This is a genomic window from Paenibacillus sp. UMB4589-SE434 (assembly GCF_030226685.1).
Taxonomy (GTDB): domain Bacteria; phylum Bacillota; class Bacilli; order Paenibacillales; family Paenibacillaceae; genus Paenibacillus_B.
This window is the reverse complement of record NZ_JASOYK010000005.1, coordinates 286,618-304,912: the sequence shown is the minus strand read 5'-3', so window position 1 is coordinate 304,912 and position 18,295 is coordinate 286,618. Positions and strand designations below refer to the sequence as shown.

The window sequence follows — 18,295 nt, the reverse complement described above, 5'->3', positions numbered from 1 at the left end:
GTGATAGTAGCGCCGAGTACACTGGAAATGGTACCGTCAAGGATGTTCGTGATGGTCCCGGCCGAAGTCAGGTTACCAGCGGTGATAGTAGCGCCGAGTACACTGGAAATGGTACCGTCAAGGATGTTCGTGATGGTCCCGGCCGAAGTCAGGTTACCGGCGGTGATAGTAGCGCCGAGCACGCTTGAAATGGTGCCGTTCAGGATGTTGGTAATCGTCCCGGCTGAAGTTAATGTACCAGCCGTAATGGTAGCACCCAGGACGTTTGAGATAGTTCCATCGATAGGTACAGTTAATAAATGACCGCTGGAATCAGTAGTTAGTGAAGTTGGATTACCTAACGAATCCGATCCGAATATTAGAGTTTTTAAATTGTTGGGATCGGTTTGAAACACATTATAGTTAGGCACTTGTTAATGACCCTCCCTCGATATACCTAATGTCTGATCTTGATAATACACATCTACCGCTGCCCGCTCAGTATGAGCAGCGGTCAATCAAATTCGTGTCCATCGCAAAAAAACGATTAAGCACAATCACCTTTAGCGCACCAGCATCTACCGTGGCCACAGCATCTTCTGTAAAGTCAATTCCATTCGGACTTATTTCCAGCACGGCAGATAGGGTGGAGGCCCCTTTGTTTTTGACCGCATAGGATATGACAGAAGCAACGGAGGTGTCTTGAATTAGCAGTAAGTGTGCGCTGATAAATAAGACATTAAGAAATTTCTTCCTTATGGAATAGCGTACGAGTTCCTGAGACGACGTCCACATTACAGCGATGGCAACGATGCTGAGATTGTGATGGCTTGCATGTGTGTAGTTTTTTTCTTCTGTTTTTTGCTTTAGGCCGTCGCTTTAGTGGACATTGCGGCTTTTTACGGCATGCTCTCCAAGGTGAATACCGTAAAGCATAATCATATAATCACCTTTTCCTTAACATATGGGACCCCTCAGTGCTTGGCACTTCATCATGAATCGGACGTATTGTTGGGTGATACAAGTAATCGTTGGTTAAGCTCTTGTATGAGATAGATAGGCACACCAATTCCGTTGTCAGCCATAAATCATCATATTTGTTGTTGTAGATATGGACATGAAGAAGGCATGGACAAATGCTGGGACAGCTAAGATCATTAAAAGTCGTGTTGCGCTTGGTAATAGGTATAAGCATGGGAGCTGTTATGCTGCTTCCTTGCTGTAATCAATTAGCGCTTCTAGTTGCGAACGGAGAACTACAGATAGATGGAGGGCACTGAGCTGCCGAATAAATGAAGCTGATTGAGGTTACCTGCCACTTCGACGTCAGCCCCACCTTTCTTGCATCAATCTGCTAATGGATATCCTATTCATGAAGAGCGGCAGGAATCACGGCGGGTGCCCATTGTAAAATCAAAGATAGATGGTCAAGCAAGGAGAAAATGAGATGCCTTAATTAATAGTTAGAGGAATTCCAATACTATGTTCAGAGTGTACGATGCGACAAGCTTTAACTTGAGCCTGCAACTGATATTAGATTGAGCTTGATCAAGAGATAATCATATCGATAAGGCGATGGATTTGCGATAGACATAGGGTTAGAATGGCCTTAATCAAAAGGCTAGCACCATGGTTAGCATACCTAAGTCTATTAATAAAGGGAGTGCATGGTCATTCTTACCTCCATGTTCAGACAGCGTCGCAAGTTCTCTGAAAGTCGTAAAGCTTTGTGGATTTCCACGATTGAAGGGATTCCGGCGGTTATTTCCTTAACGCTGCTAGGAGGTCCTTTTCTAACCGGATATTTGCTGTACTTAGGAGCTACTTCGAGTCAGATTGGATTTGTCTTGGCGATTACGACATTCGTAAACATTGCGCAGTTAGGGATTGCATTCTTATTGCAGAAGTTAACTTATCCAAAGTGGACGATGGTTGGTCTTGTAGCTGTGCATCGTTTGCTCTGGGGAGCAACAGGGCTAATTCCGTTTTTATTTGATAAGGACGTATGGGTGATAAGTTATATCGTGATGTACACGGTTGCTTTTCTAGCTAACGCCGGTGCCGGTATTATTTGGACCAATATGATGGGGGATATCGTTCCTGCACCTGTCAGGGGCCGATACTTTGGGATTCGTAATACAATTGTAAGTGCAGTTGGCAGTCTGGCCTTATTTATAGGTGGGCAGATCCTAAATGCTTATCCAGGAGGCACAGGGTTTCACATTTTATTTATCGTCATCTTTGTGTTTAACGTATGGGATATCGTTATGTTTATGATCTATCCCAATTTGCCGCTAAGCAAATCGAATGAGACCCAGTTAGGGCCGATGATCCGTAAGCCTTTGCGTGATAAACAATTTATTAGAGCGGTCATGTTTCTGGCCGCATGGCTGTTTGTGCAGAATATGATTCTTCCATTTTACTCTTATATGATGCTGGAGTTGCTTCACCTACCATACAATATGGTGTCAATCATCACCGTCGTTCAAACCTTAATGTCTATGGCGAGTTTGTATGTCTGGGGAAACCTGAACGCTAAGTATAATAACAAGTTTTTGCTGTTATGCACGTTACCGGTCATTGCGCTGTCGTGTCTGTCCTGGTCGTTAATTGCTGTTATGCCTACGCTTGTTGGTCTGTTTGTTGCCCATGCTTTGGTAGGAATTGGGACGGGTGGTTTTAATCAGATGGCGTTTAATTTTATTATTGGGGATACCCCGAAAAGTGAAAGACCAATGTTTATCGCCATGTATTCTGCCATCACTGGCTTTGCGGCCTTTCTTGGCCCTATAACGGGGGGGTTAGTATTCGAATGGTTGACACCAGCTCCTTCGTGGGTCCAGACTTGGGGTGTTACAGGCCTGCTCGGAGTATGTCTATTCATTCTAGGTGGAACTTGGGGACGAAAGGTGTTATTGACTGAGGGGAAGCATGTAAACTCGCTGGGACAAAATACGACTCTGCATGCAAAATAACCAAATAATCAGACTGCCTTGATAGGTGAGCTGCACTTCATACAGTAGTCAGGTGTAACAATAACAACCTGCTGTTGTAAGGGGCAATTCATGGGGAAGGTAGTCTTTTTTTGTTTTTTGCTAAAGGAGCTTTCGTTTATTCGCATGAAAAGAAAATGGGGAGTGCATGATGATATTAGTACCATTTTTGCAGTTGTGTTACTTTTAATGTAGTTAAACGTATGTAAATGACGGATGTATCTAGTCGTGTTTGTTGTTAAGGCAAAGGCGGGATATTGATTATCGAAAGACATGAGGTACTTATTCATGAAAGAAGAGAAGCAGCAGCATCGTGCAGTAGGGATACAAAAAGACCGACAGATCCACGCACCTGCAATTTTCACAAATGAAAACAAAGATGCTGACAGGCGAGAGACCGTTATGATCGGATTAACGGCGGACGAAGTACGCTTCAGAATGGAGCAGGGGCAAGTCAATAAGCTGCCAAAAGCCCCATCGCGGACATTTGGACAAATATTACGTGCAAATCTGTTTACCAGCTTTAATCTTTTAAATGCGGTGCTGGCGCTTGCGGTAATTATCGCAGGCTCACCAAGGAATGCGTTGTTTGCCGGTGTTATTATTACCAACACCTTAATTGGTGTCATCCAAGAGGTTCGTGCTAAACGGATCCTTGAGAAGTTGTCTGTGCTGAATGCAGCGTATGTTACGGTCTTAAGAGACGGGGCTCCTGTTCATATAGATCTTGAGGAAATCGTGTTGGATGACATCATTGTGCTGACGCCAGGTTCCAAGATTGCGGCTGATGCCGAAGTGCTTCCGGGCAGTGATTTGGAAGTTGACGAATCGATGCTGACTGGTGAAGCAGATACGGTAAATAAAAGTGGTGGCGCAAACATCTTATCAGGAAGCTACGTAACGGCTGGCAGTGGGTATGCCAAAGTAAGCAGCGTTGGTGGAGCCACTTATGCAGCCAAGTTGGCCGAGGAAGCGAAGAAATTCAAGCTGATCAACTCGGAACTGCAGACGGCTGTTAACCGGATATTTAAAGTCATTATTCGCATCGTGGTTCCTGTAGGATTGATGCTGGTCATTACTCAATTGTGGTTTACAGGAAAGAGCTGGCAGGAGGCGATACTTGGCGCTGTCAGCGGCATTATTGGGATGGTACCGGAAGGTATGGTGCTCCTTACAAGTGCTACGTTTGTGGTAGCGATTATCCGTCTCGCCAAATGGAAGGCGCTCGTGCAGGAGCTTCCCGCTACTGAGGTGCTTGCAAGAGTTGATATGTTATGTCTGGATAAGACAGGGACGATTACGGTAGGAGACCTGAAACTGACGGACATTGTGCCATTGAGCAGCAGCGGGACACAGATGCTGGATAAAGTATTGTCGGGAATTGCACATGCTTTTCCCAGTATTAATCCGACCCAGGAAGCCATTATGGCGCAATACCCGCAACCATCAGAGTTTGTGATCGAGAGGCGGATTCCCTTCTCTTCCGATAAAAAATGGATGGCGGTCTCATTTGAGAAAGTCGGAGGCTGGTTACTAGGCGCACCAGAGGTCCTGCTGGGAGACCGTTACGCTTCTATTCAGGATCAAGTGGAAGCCGCTGCTTCCCAGGGGCGTAGAGTGTTACTGCTTGGACGTTTGGGCGATGTAAGCCTGGAGGATTGGCAGACGACAGATGTGAATCAAGAAGCACTGTTGTTTATTGAGGATATCATTAGAGAGGATGCGCCTGAAGCGCTGGACTATTTTAATCGCGAAGGCGTCGAGATCAAAATTATTTCAGGGGACAACCCCGTGACTGTCTCAGCGGTTGCTGCGCGTGCAGGTGTGGCAAGGGCAGACAAATACATCGATGCAAGAACATTACCTGAGGCACGTGATGAGCTTGCCAAGATACTTAAGGATTACACGGTATTTGGGCGCGTAACGCCGCATCAGAAGAAAGAGATGGTAATGGCGCTGCAATCCAATGGACATACCGTGGCCATGACAGGCGACGGTGTGAATGATGTGCTGGCACTGAAGGAGGCGGACTGCGGCATTGCGATGGCCAATGGAGCAGATGCCACCAAGGCTGTTGCTCAGCTCGTGCTGCTGCAGTCAAATTTCAGTGCGCTGCCCAAGATTGTAGCGGAGGGCAGAAGATTGATTAACAACTTGGAACGCGTTTCTGAGCTATTTCTGTCAAAGACAACTTACTCCACGATATTGTCGATCGTTTTTTGTCTGCTGCTGCTTCCATTCCCTATTGTCCCGATTCAATTGACGCTGCTTGGTTCCGTTGCTATTGGGATACCCGCCTTCTTCTTGGCGCTTGGTCCCAACAAGGAGCGAGTAAACAAAGGCTTTCTTAAAAGGGTATTGCAGGCATCCATTCCAAATGGAGTCGTGCTGGGCGTCTTGACACTGCTTATCTTTATTATCGCTCACTATGCGGGGTTGCCGCTAAAACAATGCCGCACCTTGTCCACGATTGTACTGGGTGGATCGAGTTTGGTTGTGCTGGCAAGAGTCGCATCGCCGTTAAACGGCCAGCGATTATTAATTGTGCTAGGAATGCTGTTGTTATTTGTTGCTGCCTTTGTGGTTCCAGCGGGTAGAGACTGGTTTCTACTGTATGATATCGAATGGGAATATATTTTACTGGCAGGCTCGATGGCGGTTATGTCCTGGCCGATATTGTGGCTTGCAGACAGGCTGATTCGCAGAATGAGTTTCTGAGATGCCGACTAATCCGCAGTTCATGTTTCGGTTATCCATTAATAATTAAAGCAAGCAGCGCGCTGTTGATGTCAGTCTATCGTAGGCATGAGCAGCGGAGCTGCTTGTATTTGTGCTATAACGTATATGCTGCGCCGCGTTTAGATCGGAATGGGAGTGTGATGGCAAATAACGCTAATAGGGTACCAAGGCCAAGGGCGGTGTAGAAAATGCCAACATTGCTATGGTTGGCGACCGCTATGCCGACGTATGCCCAGACGAATACCAGTACAAAGGTCGAATCCCGATTGGGACCACCTACAAGCCAAGCGAGTAAAGCACCTACTGCTAACCCAATAACGGTCCATACTTCTTGGCTGAGCCCCATGCCGTTCCATTCTCTATCATAAAGGACTACCGCTGTATTGACGATCATAGCCACACAGATCCATGCCAAGTAAATGCTAAATGGGAGTCTTACGAACCAGCGTCCTCCTTTTGTCGATAATTCGTTTCTACGTACATTTGCATAAATAAAGATCAGGCTAACGAATAGTCCTGCCATTGCAATCAAAGACAGCCACACCTGATGGTAAGCATAATGCCACAAGAGCAGCCAAGCGATGTTAAAAAGATTGCTTAATACAGATAAGGGCCCGATCTGGCTGGCCGTTGAGGAAGATCCGGGCAATATTTGATAGATTGCAAACCCGATTAACATCACGTATATCAATCCCCATATGCTGAACGTGAAGGGAGCTGGAGTAATAAGCACAGGGAACATAGCTGATATCTCTCCGGTCGTCTTCCCGTTAAATGGGATCAGGTTGGCTAGCGCGTTGATGGCAATGACGGCAACGATGGTTAAAAGGTTCATCCATTTCCATGCTGATGCTGACTGCATCTTGCAACCTCCTCTATTATGAGAGCCGCATACTATTTGGTTAATAAGGTAGCAATATCTCGCCTCCGATATCGCTTTATTCCACCATACGATGCTTCTCCCTCATTTATGCCATGCCATGAAGTATGTTTCATCAACAGTAAATAAGTAGTAAGCTAGGGTTAAACAATATGTATCTGGCTGCAAGCTAATTATTTTATACAGGGAGTCATTTGGATATGACCGAACATTCTAGCGGCTTGTTAGAAGATGTGTATCGGGGGATAGTGACTAACGATAATTCATTGTTAGGATGACACTTCAACCCATAATTAGGAGGCTGTTATTTAATGATCGAATCTTTATTTCAAGCTGCACAAACCGGTGATGCTGAGCAAGCGCAAGTAATACTTCAACGGCATCCTTCTTTGGCCAATACTGAGAATAAAGAGGGATTGACACCACTTGGTTATGCTGCGCACTTTGGACATGCAGCTGTCGTGAAGCTGCTGCTTGAAGCAGGCGCAAATGTAAACGCTCTCTCCCATTCTAAAGTCAGTTATATTCCGTCTAACACGGCACTACATGCCGCTATCGCAGGTGAAAGGGACTTGGACGTTATTCGGCTTCTTCTCCATCATGGTGCAAAGACAGTTCTTATGGACAGCAATGGTCATACCTGCCTTCAGGTGGCGGAAAATCACGGTCACAATATCGAATTGATCCGTTTATTACTAGAACATGGTGCAGATAGTGGACAATAAGCATTATAAGGACTCTTCCCCTGCTGTCACGAGGTCCACAACAAACGTCAATCAGCAGGGAAGAGTGGCAGGAGTATATAGTCTGGCTGGCATACGGACTAACAGTTAAGAGTTAACGCTTAGGCAGACTCCGCCTAGACTTGTTTACTCTTACGGTATTCATTTGGAGAAACGCCTACTTGTTTTTTAAATACTTTGCTAAAGTATTTTTCATCCTGGATACCAACCATGGCGGCCACCTGCGAGATGCGTAGGTGAGGATTAAGCAGGAGCAGCTTGGCCTTTTCTGTACGTATACTGGTCAGATAGTCGGATAAGTTGATGCCGAACTGCTGCTTGAACTTGCGCGAGATGTACTCGCGGCTGACATAGAAGCGCGTCGCCATATCTTGCAGCGACAACTCTTCATGATAGTGCTGCTCGACATATTTGGCGATGTCGAAGATGATATGCTGCTCTTGCCCTTGCTGTGCAAAGCAGGCATCGGCCAACACCGTCAGTTCCCGCTGCCACAACTGCTGCCACGCTTCAAGTGAGAATGGCGCAGCAGTGATTGCGGCGTCGCGGTCAGTCAACGCGGGATTATCCCGCAGCAACAGCTCTGCAGCGTCGCCCACGGCTTCATGCGCGATATTAGCGCGCATCGTCTCCCATTCGCGATAGCAGTCGCGAATCTGCCGCGGGGAGATGGAACTGGCTGTCTTGATCGACGCTATGAACGGCTTGATGGCTGCCGAGATTTCTTCGGCACTGCCGCTCAATACGGCTAGTTTCCAGCTTTCTTCGTATGCCGCCATACGAATGCTCTTCGTATACTCTGGTGAAGCGGCATCAGCACCTGAAACTGACAGTTGTTCTTCTGCTTTAACATCCACGGTGGGCGCATTGTGTAAATAGCGTCCTGGCAGAAGCAGGTTGCGCAGATTAAGCGCCCGCTTAGTGTCCGCATAACATTGCGGCATACCCTCTGGGAACGCATGTATGCTGCTCAAGCCAAAGTGCAGGCGACGGTGCATCGTAATGTGCAGCGCTTCATTAATATCCTGCAGCACCGCTTCAAGCGCATCTGACTGGTGCCACATCACAATGACGATTTCCCCAGGTGCGTTCCAATGGCGGAAAACGGCCCCGCGTTTCGTACCGCGGTTCACGTACTCCTCCATAATATTTACAAGTGAGAAGTAGAGCAGATCGCTGTTATTGCCGAACTTCTGCTTAAATTTCTCATCTGTGGACTCCACAAAGACGAGTGCCATACGGAGCTGTGTAATATCGGCAGCCAAACCAAACGTCTGCTGCAGGCGTCTAACAACAGCGGACTGTGCGATTGGGTCGTCAATCAGACTTGACCACAGTTTCTCCGTGATGACTGGCTTGAACTCATTCATCTGGATCTGCTGCGAGTATCTTGTTGAGCGCTCTTCCTCATCCTTTATCCAAGCTGTAACCGCCTTGGCTATGGCTTCATTGACTGCGTCCTGCTCGATTGGCTTTAAAATGTAATCGATCCCGCCATGTTTTAGTGTATGTCGAACCAGGTTGAAATCACCGTGTCCGCTGATTGCGATAAGCTTGCTGTCGGGACTATTGGCGCTAACCCACTCCATAAGCTTCATGCCGCTTACATTTGGCATCATCATATCCGTTATAATGATCTGTGGCTTTGCCTCTTTGATACAGGCAATGGCCTGTTCTCCATCGGAGGCTTCATCTATATGGCTGATACCGTACTGCTTCCAATCAACAAGCAGGCGTATCGCAGCCCTTACGTGTGCTTCATCATCCACGATTAGTGCCTTCATCCAGCTCTTGTCCCACCTTCATCTGTATCTTCACTTTAGCTCCATGTGGATCAACTGCTTCAAGCTGCATACTTGCATGCTGACTGCTAAAGATGTGCAATCGTGTCAAGACATTCATTAAGCCGATTCTTGACAAGGCTTCTTCCGCAGTCCCAACGCCGTCCATGTTTAACGTCTTACTCTCATCCTGTAAAGCAGACAAACTAGGCTCTAACTCGAATGTTTTCATTTGCATGGAATCAGCAGTTCTATGATTTCTGCTGCCAGACTCGGCTGAGCTCTCTTGAAGTCTGCGGTTTAATTGTTCGAGCTTATCTGTTGGGATCCCGAATCCGTTGTCCTCAACGATTAGTTCTAATGTATGTTCGTCTGACCATCGGCTCGTAATTCGGAGCATGCCTCCTTGTACCGTACGATCAAGGCCATGCTTGAAGTAATTCTCAACGATAGGCTGCAGCGTCATCTTGGGCACAATCAGATGAAGTGTCGTCGGATCAATATCCATTTGAACGTCAAATGTATGCTCAAAGCGCTGCCCTTGCAGCTTCAAGTAGGCTTGTACATGCTCGACTTCAGCTCTAAGCGTTGCTGTGCTTTCCTCATTAAACATGCTGTAGCGCATCATCTTGGCCAACGCTGCGATCAACGAATAGATATGCGGCGCATTATGCTGAAGCGCTAATGTACCGATTGACTGCAGCGCGTTATTCATGAAGTGCGGATTAATTTGTGCTTGTAATGCTTTTAGCTGATTCGTCTTATTCGCAAGTTCCAGCTTATATTCCTGCAAAATAAGATTGTTAATCGTATCCATCATGCTGCGGAAGCGCTTTGACATGACGCCGATCTCGTCTTGACTTCCTACATGAATGTCCACATTCAGATTTCCGGCCTGGATCTGATTCATATAACGCATCAAGCGGCGGATCGGTTCCGTAATACGAATCGTAACCCATAAAGTAGCCGCTACAATGATGAGCAGTGATATCGCTAATAGCAGCATATTAAACGAAACAGCCCGCTTGGCTTCCAGGAGCAGGTATGTATTTGGTATCCGCTTGATGACCGTCCATTGTGCAATAGGTGAGTCGATGCTTTCATGCACGTACAGGGCTTGATCATATTCAAAATGACCGCTTTTACCCGGCTTTAGCAGCTCCGGTGTCATCCAAGGCTCCTGAACCTGCTGGCCAAGCCGCTCTCGGTTGTCCGAATAGACCACGAAACCGTCTTCGTCAAGAATATATAGTTGTTCTTTGTCCTTCACATAGAGCTGATCGCTGATTGCTGAGATGGCATCAAGCTTCACATCAATGGATAACATGCCAAGCTGCTTGGTAGAAGGAGTCTTATATATAGGCCGATGAATAGTGAAGACCTGGATGCTCGGAAAAAAGTACGGCGATGTCGAGAACCCGTAAGTATGGCTCATATGTGTAGGCTGCATACGGATGCCTTGTTCTGTATAACCAAGAGAGGTGACGTAAGGCTCCACATCATACAGACGACGCGGTACACTCTGCACAACTAGTGTGGAACGCTTTACTTCACTGCGATATAAATACACCTGCCATATGTCCCGCATCGAAGACTCGATATTTTGCAGCATCGTGTAGGTCTGTGCTTCCATCTGTGTATCATTGTATCCTCGCTCAAGCATACGGAAAAATTCAAAGTCCGTGTACACAGACAATGAGCTTCTGTTCAAGTTGTCCAGCATATTCAGCAGGTTCTGCCTACCTTGATAAATAAGCCGTTGATTTTCTTCCAATGCACGTTCTCGTAACGAGTGCGAATTGTATACATATGTGATCACCATCGTAGCGATTGTCGGCACGATGGTAGCAATAAGCAGGAAGCAGATAAGCTTGGTTCGGATACTATTCCAACGCATGTTTAATCCCCCGGTCAATATTTTACACCAATCCGTTCATCTCATTCGGTGTTGCCTCTTGTGCTCCCGATTCATAATGAGGATATCATATGATGTCAGAAAGGTTAAACGTCATTCTTGCAGCCAGCTCTGATACTGAACTATACGATTGGACTATACTCTCATGAAAAGGGGCGAGGCGGATGTCGCGCAAAGCTTGGTCACAGCTTGGACAACAACTCTTTTTCGTCGGACCGGCGACATTCTTTTTTATTCTTATCGTCGGAATTCCGTTTTTGCTGGGCATGTACTACTCCTTTACGGACTGGAACGGTGTTGCCGGAACGGTAGCATGGGTTGGTCTTGATAACTTTAAAGCGATTTTTACCAATGGATCGGATTATTTTGCTGCATTTTGGTTTACCGTTAAATTTACAGTCGTTGGGGTCGTATTAACGAATCTGTTTGGATTTGTGTTTGCGTATGTGCTGACAAAGCCGTTAAAGCTGCGTAATGCGCTGCGGACTGTATTTTTTATGCCAAACGTCATTGGCGGCTTGCTGCTTGGCTTTATCTGGCAGTTTATCTTCGTCAAAGGCTTCTCGGCAATCGGGGAAACAACGGGGTGGTCGTTCTTTAATCTACCTTGGCTAGGGGATGAGATGACGGCTTTTTGGGGTATCATTATCGTATTTGTATGGCAGACGGCAGGTTACTTGATGGTCATCTACATCGCTGGTATGACCAATGTGCCAAAGGATGTGCTGGAAGCTGCCGAGATCGACGGTGCCTCTAAGCTTCAAATATTGCGGACTGTCATTATTCCGCTGATCATGCCAGCAGTAACCGTATGTTTGTTCCTTGCGATCTCTTGGTCGTTTAAGATGTTTGATCTGAACTTGTCGCTTACGAAAGGCGGACCATTTAAATCTACGGAATCAGTAGCGCTTAACATCTATTTGGAAGCGTTTCAAAATAACCGTTACGGCTTAGGAACAGCTAAAGCGCTCTTATTCTTTGTTGTTGTGGCGCTAATTACGCTCATTCAGGTTCGCATCACGAAGAGCAAGGAGGTTGAAGTGTAATGTCGAAGATGAAGCGGGATTATTCCGTCAAGACCTTTGCGCTTGAACTATTGATGATTGCAGCAGGACTTATCTTCTTGGTTCCGTTTTATTTTTTGCTCGCTAACTCGGTAAAGTCATTTGGAGATTTGCTTTCTAATGCAGCCAGCTGGCCATCGACATTCGAATGGAGTAACTACCAGCGGGCTTGGGAGATAACTCGGTTCCCGGAGGCATTTATGAATTCGCTGCTCGTGACAGTGATCAGTATTCTGTTAATTGCCATAATTAGTGCGATGGCAGCTTATCGCATGGTACGTCATAATAGTCGTACGAATCAGATCTTGTTTATGATGTTTGTTGCAGCGATGGTCATCCCATTTCAATCGGTTATGATTCCGCTTGTGAAGGTGGCGGGCTGGTTGGACTTGGCCGATAGCCGCACGGGACTTATTATGTGTTACCTTGGCTTTGGTGCACCATTGTCCATCTTCTTGTTTCACGGCTTCACGAAGTCGGTGCCGTTGGAAATTGAAGAGGCCGCAGTCGTAGACGGTTGTACACCTTATGGGGTGTTTTGGAAAATTGTATTTCCACTGTTGAAACCAATGTTTGTCACCGTTGTAATCCTGAACAGTCTCTGGATATGGAACGATTACTTGCTTCCATCCCTGATGCTGCAGAGCGCAGAACTGCGGACCATTCCACTGGCGACTTACTCGTTCTTCGGGCAATATACCAAGCAGTGGGATTTAGCTCTGCCAGCATTGACGCTTGGCATTCTGCCAATTGTGATCTTCTTCTTAGCGATGCAAAAGTACATTATTGAAGGGATTACAGCGGGATCCGTCAAAGGGTAAACGAGAAGATGCGGCGTGGGTGTCGATATAGAATCCAGTATTCAAGGAAAAGTGAAAAGTATCTTGGTCAATGATTTACACCTGAGTGGTCAATTTCATCGGTGCAACCGTTTGCAAGAGGCAATTATAATGGAATCAGAACAAGTGCACTATGCTTCGTTCTAAGAATGAAAAGGCAGCACAATGGTCTGAAACAAGTCCCTGCTGCCGACTATGAAGTAGATGGGCTGCTCATAAAGCAGCAAAGTAGAGAAACAATATGCAGCAATAGGGAAAGTGCAAGAACTAAGGGGAGGTCTTACGGATGAAACATGTTGCGAAATTATCTTTGTTGATGTTATTGGCAGTATCCGTTATGCTGGCCGGTTGTGGCTCCAAAGGATCTGACGAAAGTAGCGCGAATGGAAGCGCGAATAACGGCAGCAAGGAAGTAAAGACCGTGAAGATTTTTCAGTTTAAAGTAGAGATCGCCGAAGCGTTAAATCGCTTGAAGGGCGAATTTGAGAAAGAACATCCGAACATTAAGCTGGACATCCAGACTGTAGGCGGCGGTGCAGATTATGGTGCGGCGCTGAAAGCGAAGTTTGCTTCTAATGATGCGCCTGATATATTTAACAATGGCGGTTTCCAAGAGATGGAAACATGGATGGAGCACTTGGAGGACTTGTCTGCTGAGCCATGGGTAAAAGATGTGATTCCCCTCGCCAAGGAGCCTATGACCAAGGAAGGAAAGCTGTACGGTCAACCGATGAACCTTGAAGGTTATGGTTTCATTTACAACAAAGATTTATTTGCCAAGGCTGGTATCACTGAGCTGCCGAAGACCTTGACACAGTTGGAAGATGCAGCAAAGAAACTGCAAGCCGCAGGTATTACTCCGTTTTCCAACGGCTATCAAGAATGGTGGATTCTCGGTATTCATAACCTGAATGTGGCGTTTGCCCAGCAGCAGGACCCTAATGCGTTTATAAAAGGCTTGAATGATGGCTCCACCAAGATTACAGGCAGCAAAGAGTTCGAGAATTGGTCGAACATGCTTGACCTGACCGTCAAATACGGCAACAAAAATCCGTTAACTACCGATTACAATACACAGGTGACCTTATTTGCAAAAGGCGAAACGGCGATGATGCAGCAAGGCAACTGGACGCAAGTGCAGATCGACGGCATCAACAAGGATTTGAACTTGGGCGTGCTGCCGATGCCAATTGACAACGATGCAGCTAAGAATGACAAACTGTTGGTAGGCGTTCCGAATAACTGGGTCGTTAACAAGAACTCCAAAGTAAAAGAAGAAGCCAAAACGTTCTTAAACTGGATGGTCAGCTCTGACATCGGTAAGCAGTATATTGCCAAGGAATTCAAGTTTATTCCTGCATTCTCAACTATCCCAGCAACTGCTGAGGATCTGGGCGACATCGCAGCAGAAGTAACCAAGTACAGCCAAGATAATAAAGTGTTAAGCTGGAACTGGTTCAAATATCCAGACGGTGTGACGCAGGAATTCGGCAATTCAATCCAAGCTTATATCGCAGGGAAGACGGATAAAGCAAAGCTGCTGGAAGACTTCCAAAAGGCTTGGGACAATTTGAAGAAAAAATAACAATTAACGAATGTTTGAAGTCTGGAATGCGGAAGCATACGGAAACTATAGAACAGAATTCTCATTCATCATTCTCGTGAAAACTCAATTGTATTTGGTAAGGGCTATCCGCTTGGCAGGGCGGGTAGCTCTTTTTTGTGCATGTAGTGAAGAAGGTGTGTACTTCAACAAAAATTTAGTTTAGTGCTATATAAAAGCAGGTATAAGCATATCAAGGAACTGGATGTGAGAGTTCCTCTCCGATAATAAAAGCATGACGAGGGTTGACAAAGATTGGATCTATCCTCTAATATATAAACATATTTTCATGAAAGGAGGCCGATGAAGGTGACCATTACGAATAGCAGAATTCAGCAATTGCATATTACGAAGTGTCTTTCGTCGGACTCTACGGCATAATCTTCAGCACGGGTACTCTACTCGGTGGAGGGACCTGCTTGATACAAGCGCCTGTCAGTATCGTAACTGTCAGCGGACTTGTGCGCAGGCTTAATTGTACATGCAGGAGCCATAGACGGAGGTCTATGGCTTTTTTATATTTTCGCCGCCTGCTCAATTTCAACTTATCTTGCTGTTGCAAAATAAGACGAAAAGAAAGAGAAGGGGATGCAGCGTATAAAACAAGACCGTAGACCATTCTGTCTGCGGTTTTTTCTATACAGGGATGAGACTCGGAGATATGGCGTAGGCCGCTGCTGACTGACTTTGGAAGCTGCATGGCAGCTTGACACATAAGATCAACATAGAAACGGATGAATGGAAAGGATCGATTTAAAAGATGAATACGTATTGGAAACAGGCTTCAGAAGAGGAAGCCGCTTATTATCGAACGGTAGATCTGCCAGCTGGTAAACTGCATGTGTATGCAAGTGATGCGTTATATGCAGAACTGCCCAATAAAGTGTTTGAGATGGCAAATAACAATCTATTAATCCCTCACGCAGCGTACATGAGCTATACGCCAGACGTCCATGTGGGCGTCGGCACCTGCATTGGCACGACAGCTGTATGGAAAGCGTCAGAAGGATACGTATCGCCATCAATTATCGGCAACGATATCGGCTGCGGTATGAGGGTGCATGTGACGAATATGCACCGCAATGAGTTGAAGGATGTGAAGGTGCGACGGAAGCTAATGCGAGCTATGGAGAAATATGTGCCAGTAGAAACGCACGCGCGCGGACATTTCTCAGACATTCGACTGGAGCATATTCTCACGAAAGGCGTGCATGGCCTGCCGAAGAAATATGTGCCGGATATTTATACGCCAAAGAAAACAACTTCCTTTACCCATGTGGAATGCAGCAAATTCCACTTTGATGCGGCGGTGCTGGACCTTATGCCAGAAGCAGCTTGGCATCGTGCGCATCGCCAGCTCGGGACGCTTGGCAGCGGCAACCACTTTGCGGAGGTGCAGGCGGTGGAACTGGATGAACGAAACCGCGAGGTGGCGGAAGCGTGGGGGCTGTTTGACGGGCAAGTGATCGTCATGCTGCATTCAGGGTCCCGCGCATGGGGTGGTGCAGTTAATCAGCATGGCACAAAGGCGATAGCGGATTGGATGCGTGCATCCGGGAAAGGAACGCCGGACCCGCGCCTCTTGTTTGCGCCTCTTGGCCACGCAGCGGCAGACACATACGTGCATCTGATGTACTCGGCTTTAAACTATGCTGTAGTTAACCGTCATTTGATGGCTTACGGCGTCCGCGAGGCTTTTCGTGACGTATTTGGCACTCAGGTGGAGTTGCGCACTTTGTATGACTTAATGCACAATTATGCTTGGGAGGAACAGCATGATGGAGAGCGGATGTTTGTCCATCGCAAAGGAGCGACAAGATCGCTGCCTCCGCAGCATCCTGATAATCCCAAGCCATATATGGATACAGGACACCCTGCCCTTATACCTGGATCGATGGGTAGTGCCTCTTATCTGATGGTGGGCCGCGAAGGCGGGGCTGCCAATTATTATTCGATCTGTCATGGCGCTGGACGTATTCGTTCGCGTAGTGCAACCAAGCAGTTAGTTTCCGTGGATGAATTTGCGGCCTCACTGCGGATCGGAACAGAAGAAGAGGTTGTTGTTAATCAAAAGACGTTGGATTCCATTATTGACGAGTCACCGCAAGCATATAAAGACGTAGAACAAATTATCGATAGCGTTGTAGGTGCAGGTCTTGCAGACGTAGTAGCCGTCTGTAAGCCGCTGGCAACACTCAAAGGAGCATAAGGTGAGTATTATTAATAAATTAGATAGGCCAGTATTAGTACCCTTTCAAGCAGGCATGACGGATTATGAACATTTTGCACAAGCAGTAAAGGCTGTCCAGCTATTTCTTTCAGAGCGCTATGGCAAGTCGTGGCTTATCATTTCAAATGAAAATCGATTGGAAGAAGCTTGGGATCGGTTAGATGATGATGTGCAGTTGACGAATGCGGAAGTGGAACTTGCTGCAACGGTATACGACTTTTTTGGTGTGCGAGATGTCATTTATGAAGAAGGAAGCCGGTTTGCCGAACAAGATGTGGCTGCAGGCTACAAAATTAGCAGTTCGATTCAGAATCTATTATATGTGTATCCCTCATCAGAAGTGGCGTTTGTGCGCATTCCGGTGTGGATGCATTATGGAACGGACTCAGAGAAGGTATGCTTTGCCGCCAGTGATGAGGCAATGCTGCGTTTTATGAACGAGACGCAGATTAAGCGCAGAGAGCGCGAGCGTAACAGCATTACGGTATTCACAGATACAAACAATGGGGTAGATCGGGAAACGGAGCGTCTTACAAGATCTGTGCAGCGAGAAGATGTCGTGATGGACGACAAGCTCAAAAAAGAGCTTTTCCGATCCATCGATCGCTTCTTCGACAGCGACAGTTCCTTTTATACGACTTATCGTGTTCCGTATAAGCGAGGTATCCTGCTGTATGGCAGACCGGGCAATGGCAAGACAACGCTGGTGAAGTCTATCGCAGGAAGTGTGAGTGCCCCTGTCGCATATTGGCAAATTACTGAGCACACGTCAAGTCATTCGATTGACGAAGTGTTCAATGAAGCAGTTAAGATGGCACCGATGGTGCTTGTAATCGAAGATATCGATGCTATGCCAGAGCATGCACGCTCCTTCTTTCTGAATACGCTGGACGGTGCTACGTCCAAGGAAGGCATTTTCTTGATTGGCACGACAAACTATCCCGAGAAGATTGATCCGGCGCTGATGAACCGAGCCGGTCGATTTGATCGAGCATATGAGATGCCGCTGCCAGAAAGGACGCTGCGCTTGCAATATTTGCGTCAGTTAGGCTTGGTGAGCATCCTCGGAGAGGAAGAAGAAGCACTTGCTGCCGATTTGACGGAGGCGTTTTCCTTTGCCCAGCTAAATGAAGTATACTTAACGATTGCGCTGCTCTGGTATGACAAGGAACCAATCGATCTACACCAGATTGTACGGGATATGAAGCAAACGCTAGACAAAGGTCGCAAGCAAACTTGGTTTAAAGGAAATGATACCGTCGGGTTTTTGGGGTAATATTGAAATAAAATATGGTTAAGGACAGTTGTCCCATTAGTTATTCCCTTACGTCATGAAGGGAAGAGTTAATGGGATGCTGTCTTTTTTCCGTTATAGGGAGAAGCAAGTTGATAGCAGCACAGAACTTTCTGATGATATTACACCTGGTTTGGGATTCAACTTTATTTCTAGTATCATAATGAGAGCATAAGAGACTGCAAAAGGTACTGCATAACAGATTTCATACTAGGCCGATACAAGAGAAGGAAGA

General features: G+C 46.5%; 12 protein-coding genes and 1 pseudogene. 8 read left to right on the top strand and 5 right to left on the bottom strand.

Annotation, left to right across the window (positions count from 1 at the left end):
* Together QP775_RS18730 and QP775_RS18725 are read right to left on the bottom strand one after the other, a co-directional pair.
* Nucleotides 1–410, bottom strand: a pseudogene (locus tag QP775_RS18730) (DUF6385 domain-containing protein); the annotation flags it as partial.
* A gap of 67 nt (nucleotides 411–477) precedes the next feature.
* On the bottom strand, nucleotides 478–774 hold the full coding sequence (locus tag QP775_RS18725) for a DUF6385 domain-containing protein (RefSeq protein ID WP_285108315.1): 297 nt from the start codon (nucleotides 772–774) through the stop codon (nucleotides 478–480).
* Nucleotides 775–1,664: 890 nt separating this feature from the next.
* Between QP775_RS18725 and QP775_RS18720 the strand changes: the two genes are divergently transcribed.
* Both QP775_RS18720 and QP775_RS18715 read left to right on the top strand, forming a co-directional pair.
* A complete protein-coding gene (locus tag QP775_RS18720) occupies nucleotides 1,665–2,954 on the top strand; it encodes an MFS transporter (protein ID WP_285108313.1) in 1,290 nt (429 codons plus the stop codon).
* Between the two features lie 306 nt (nucleotides 2,955–3,260).
* Nucleotides 3,261–5,690 (top strand): HAD-IC family P-type ATPase, encoded by a 2,430-nt coding sequence (locus tag QP775_RS18715; protein WP_285108311.1) that lies wholly within the window; start codon nucleotides 3,261–3,263, stop codon nucleotides 5,688–5,690.
* A 115-nt stretch (nucleotides 5,691–5,805) separates the two neighbouring features.
* Here the strand turns inward: QP775_RS18715 and QP775_RS18710 are convergent, their stop codons facing one another.
* Nucleotides 5,806–6,573, bottom strand: coding sequence for a tryptophan-rich sensory protein (locus tag QP775_RS18710; protein WP_285108308.1), 768 nt, complete (start codon nucleotides 6,571–6,573; stop codon nucleotides 5,806–5,808).
* A gap of 329 nt (nucleotides 6,574–6,902) precedes the next feature.
* On the opposite strand from QP775_RS18710, the gene QP775_RS18705 reads away from it, so the two are divergent.
* Nucleotides 6,903–7,316: an ankyrin repeat domain-containing protein gene (locus QP775_RS18705; protein WP_343224463.1), complete on the top strand. Its 414-nt coding sequence runs from the start codon at nucleotides 6,903–6,905 to the stop codon at nucleotides 7,314–7,316.
* Between the two features lie 134 nt (nucleotides 7,317–7,450).
* Here QP775_RS18705 and QP775_RS18700 read toward each other — a convergent pair whose 3' ends face one another.
* Nucleotides 7,451–9,118 carry a response regulator transcription factor gene (locus QP775_RS18700; RefSeq protein ID WP_285108306.1) on the bottom strand — a complete coding sequence of 556 codons (1,668 nt, stop codon included), beginning with the start codon at nucleotides 9,116–9,118 and terminating at the stop codon, nucleotides 7,451–7,453.
* Entirely contained in the window at nucleotides 9,096–11,012 is a 1,917-nt protein-coding gene (locus QP775_RS18695) for a sensor histidine kinase (RefSeq protein ID WP_239329484.1), read from the bottom strand. The genes QP775_RS18700 and QP775_RS18695 overlap by 23 nt, the downstream gene beginning before the upstream one ends.
* A gap of 182 nt (nucleotides 11,013–11,194) precedes the next feature.
* On the opposite strand from QP775_RS18695, the gene QP775_RS18690 reads away from it, so the two are divergent.
* The 5 genes from QP775_RS18690 (at nucleotide 11,195) to QP775_RS18670 (ending at nucleotide 18,042) form a co-directional block, all read left to right on the top strand.
* Nucleotides 11,195–12,076 (top strand): carbohydrate ABC transporter permease, encoded by an 882-nt coding sequence (locus QP775_RS18690; protein WP_239329483.1) that lies wholly within the window; start codon nucleotides 11,195–11,197, stop codon nucleotides 12,074–12,076.
* A gap of 8 nt (nucleotides 12,077–12,084) precedes the next feature.
* Nucleotides 12,085–12,915: a carbohydrate ABC transporter permease gene (locus QP775_RS18685; protein ID WP_239329844.1), complete on the top strand. Its 831-nt coding sequence runs from the start codon at nucleotides 12,085–12,087 to the stop codon at nucleotides 12,913–12,915.
* A 304-nt stretch (nucleotides 12,916–13,219) separates the two neighbouring features.
* Complete coding sequence (locus QP775_RS18680) at nucleotides 13,220–14,518, top strand: ABC transporter substrate-binding protein (RefSeq protein WP_239329482.1); 1,299 nt, start codon at nucleotides 13,220–13,222, stop codon at nucleotides 14,516–14,518.
* A gap of 778 nt (nucleotides 14,519–15,296) precedes the next feature.
* Nucleotides 15,297–16,745: an RtcB family protein gene (locus QP775_RS18675; protein WP_285108302.1), complete on the top strand. Its 1,449-nt coding sequence runs from the start codon at nucleotides 15,297–15,299 to the stop codon at nucleotides 16,743–16,745.
* A 1-nt stretch (nucleotide 16,746) separates the two neighbouring features.
* A complete protein-coding gene (locus QP775_RS18670; protein WP_239329480.1) occupies nucleotides 16,747–18,042 on the top strand; it encodes an ATP-binding protein in 1,296 nt (431 codons plus the stop codon).
* Nucleotides 18,043–18,295: the final 253 nt, after the last annotated feature.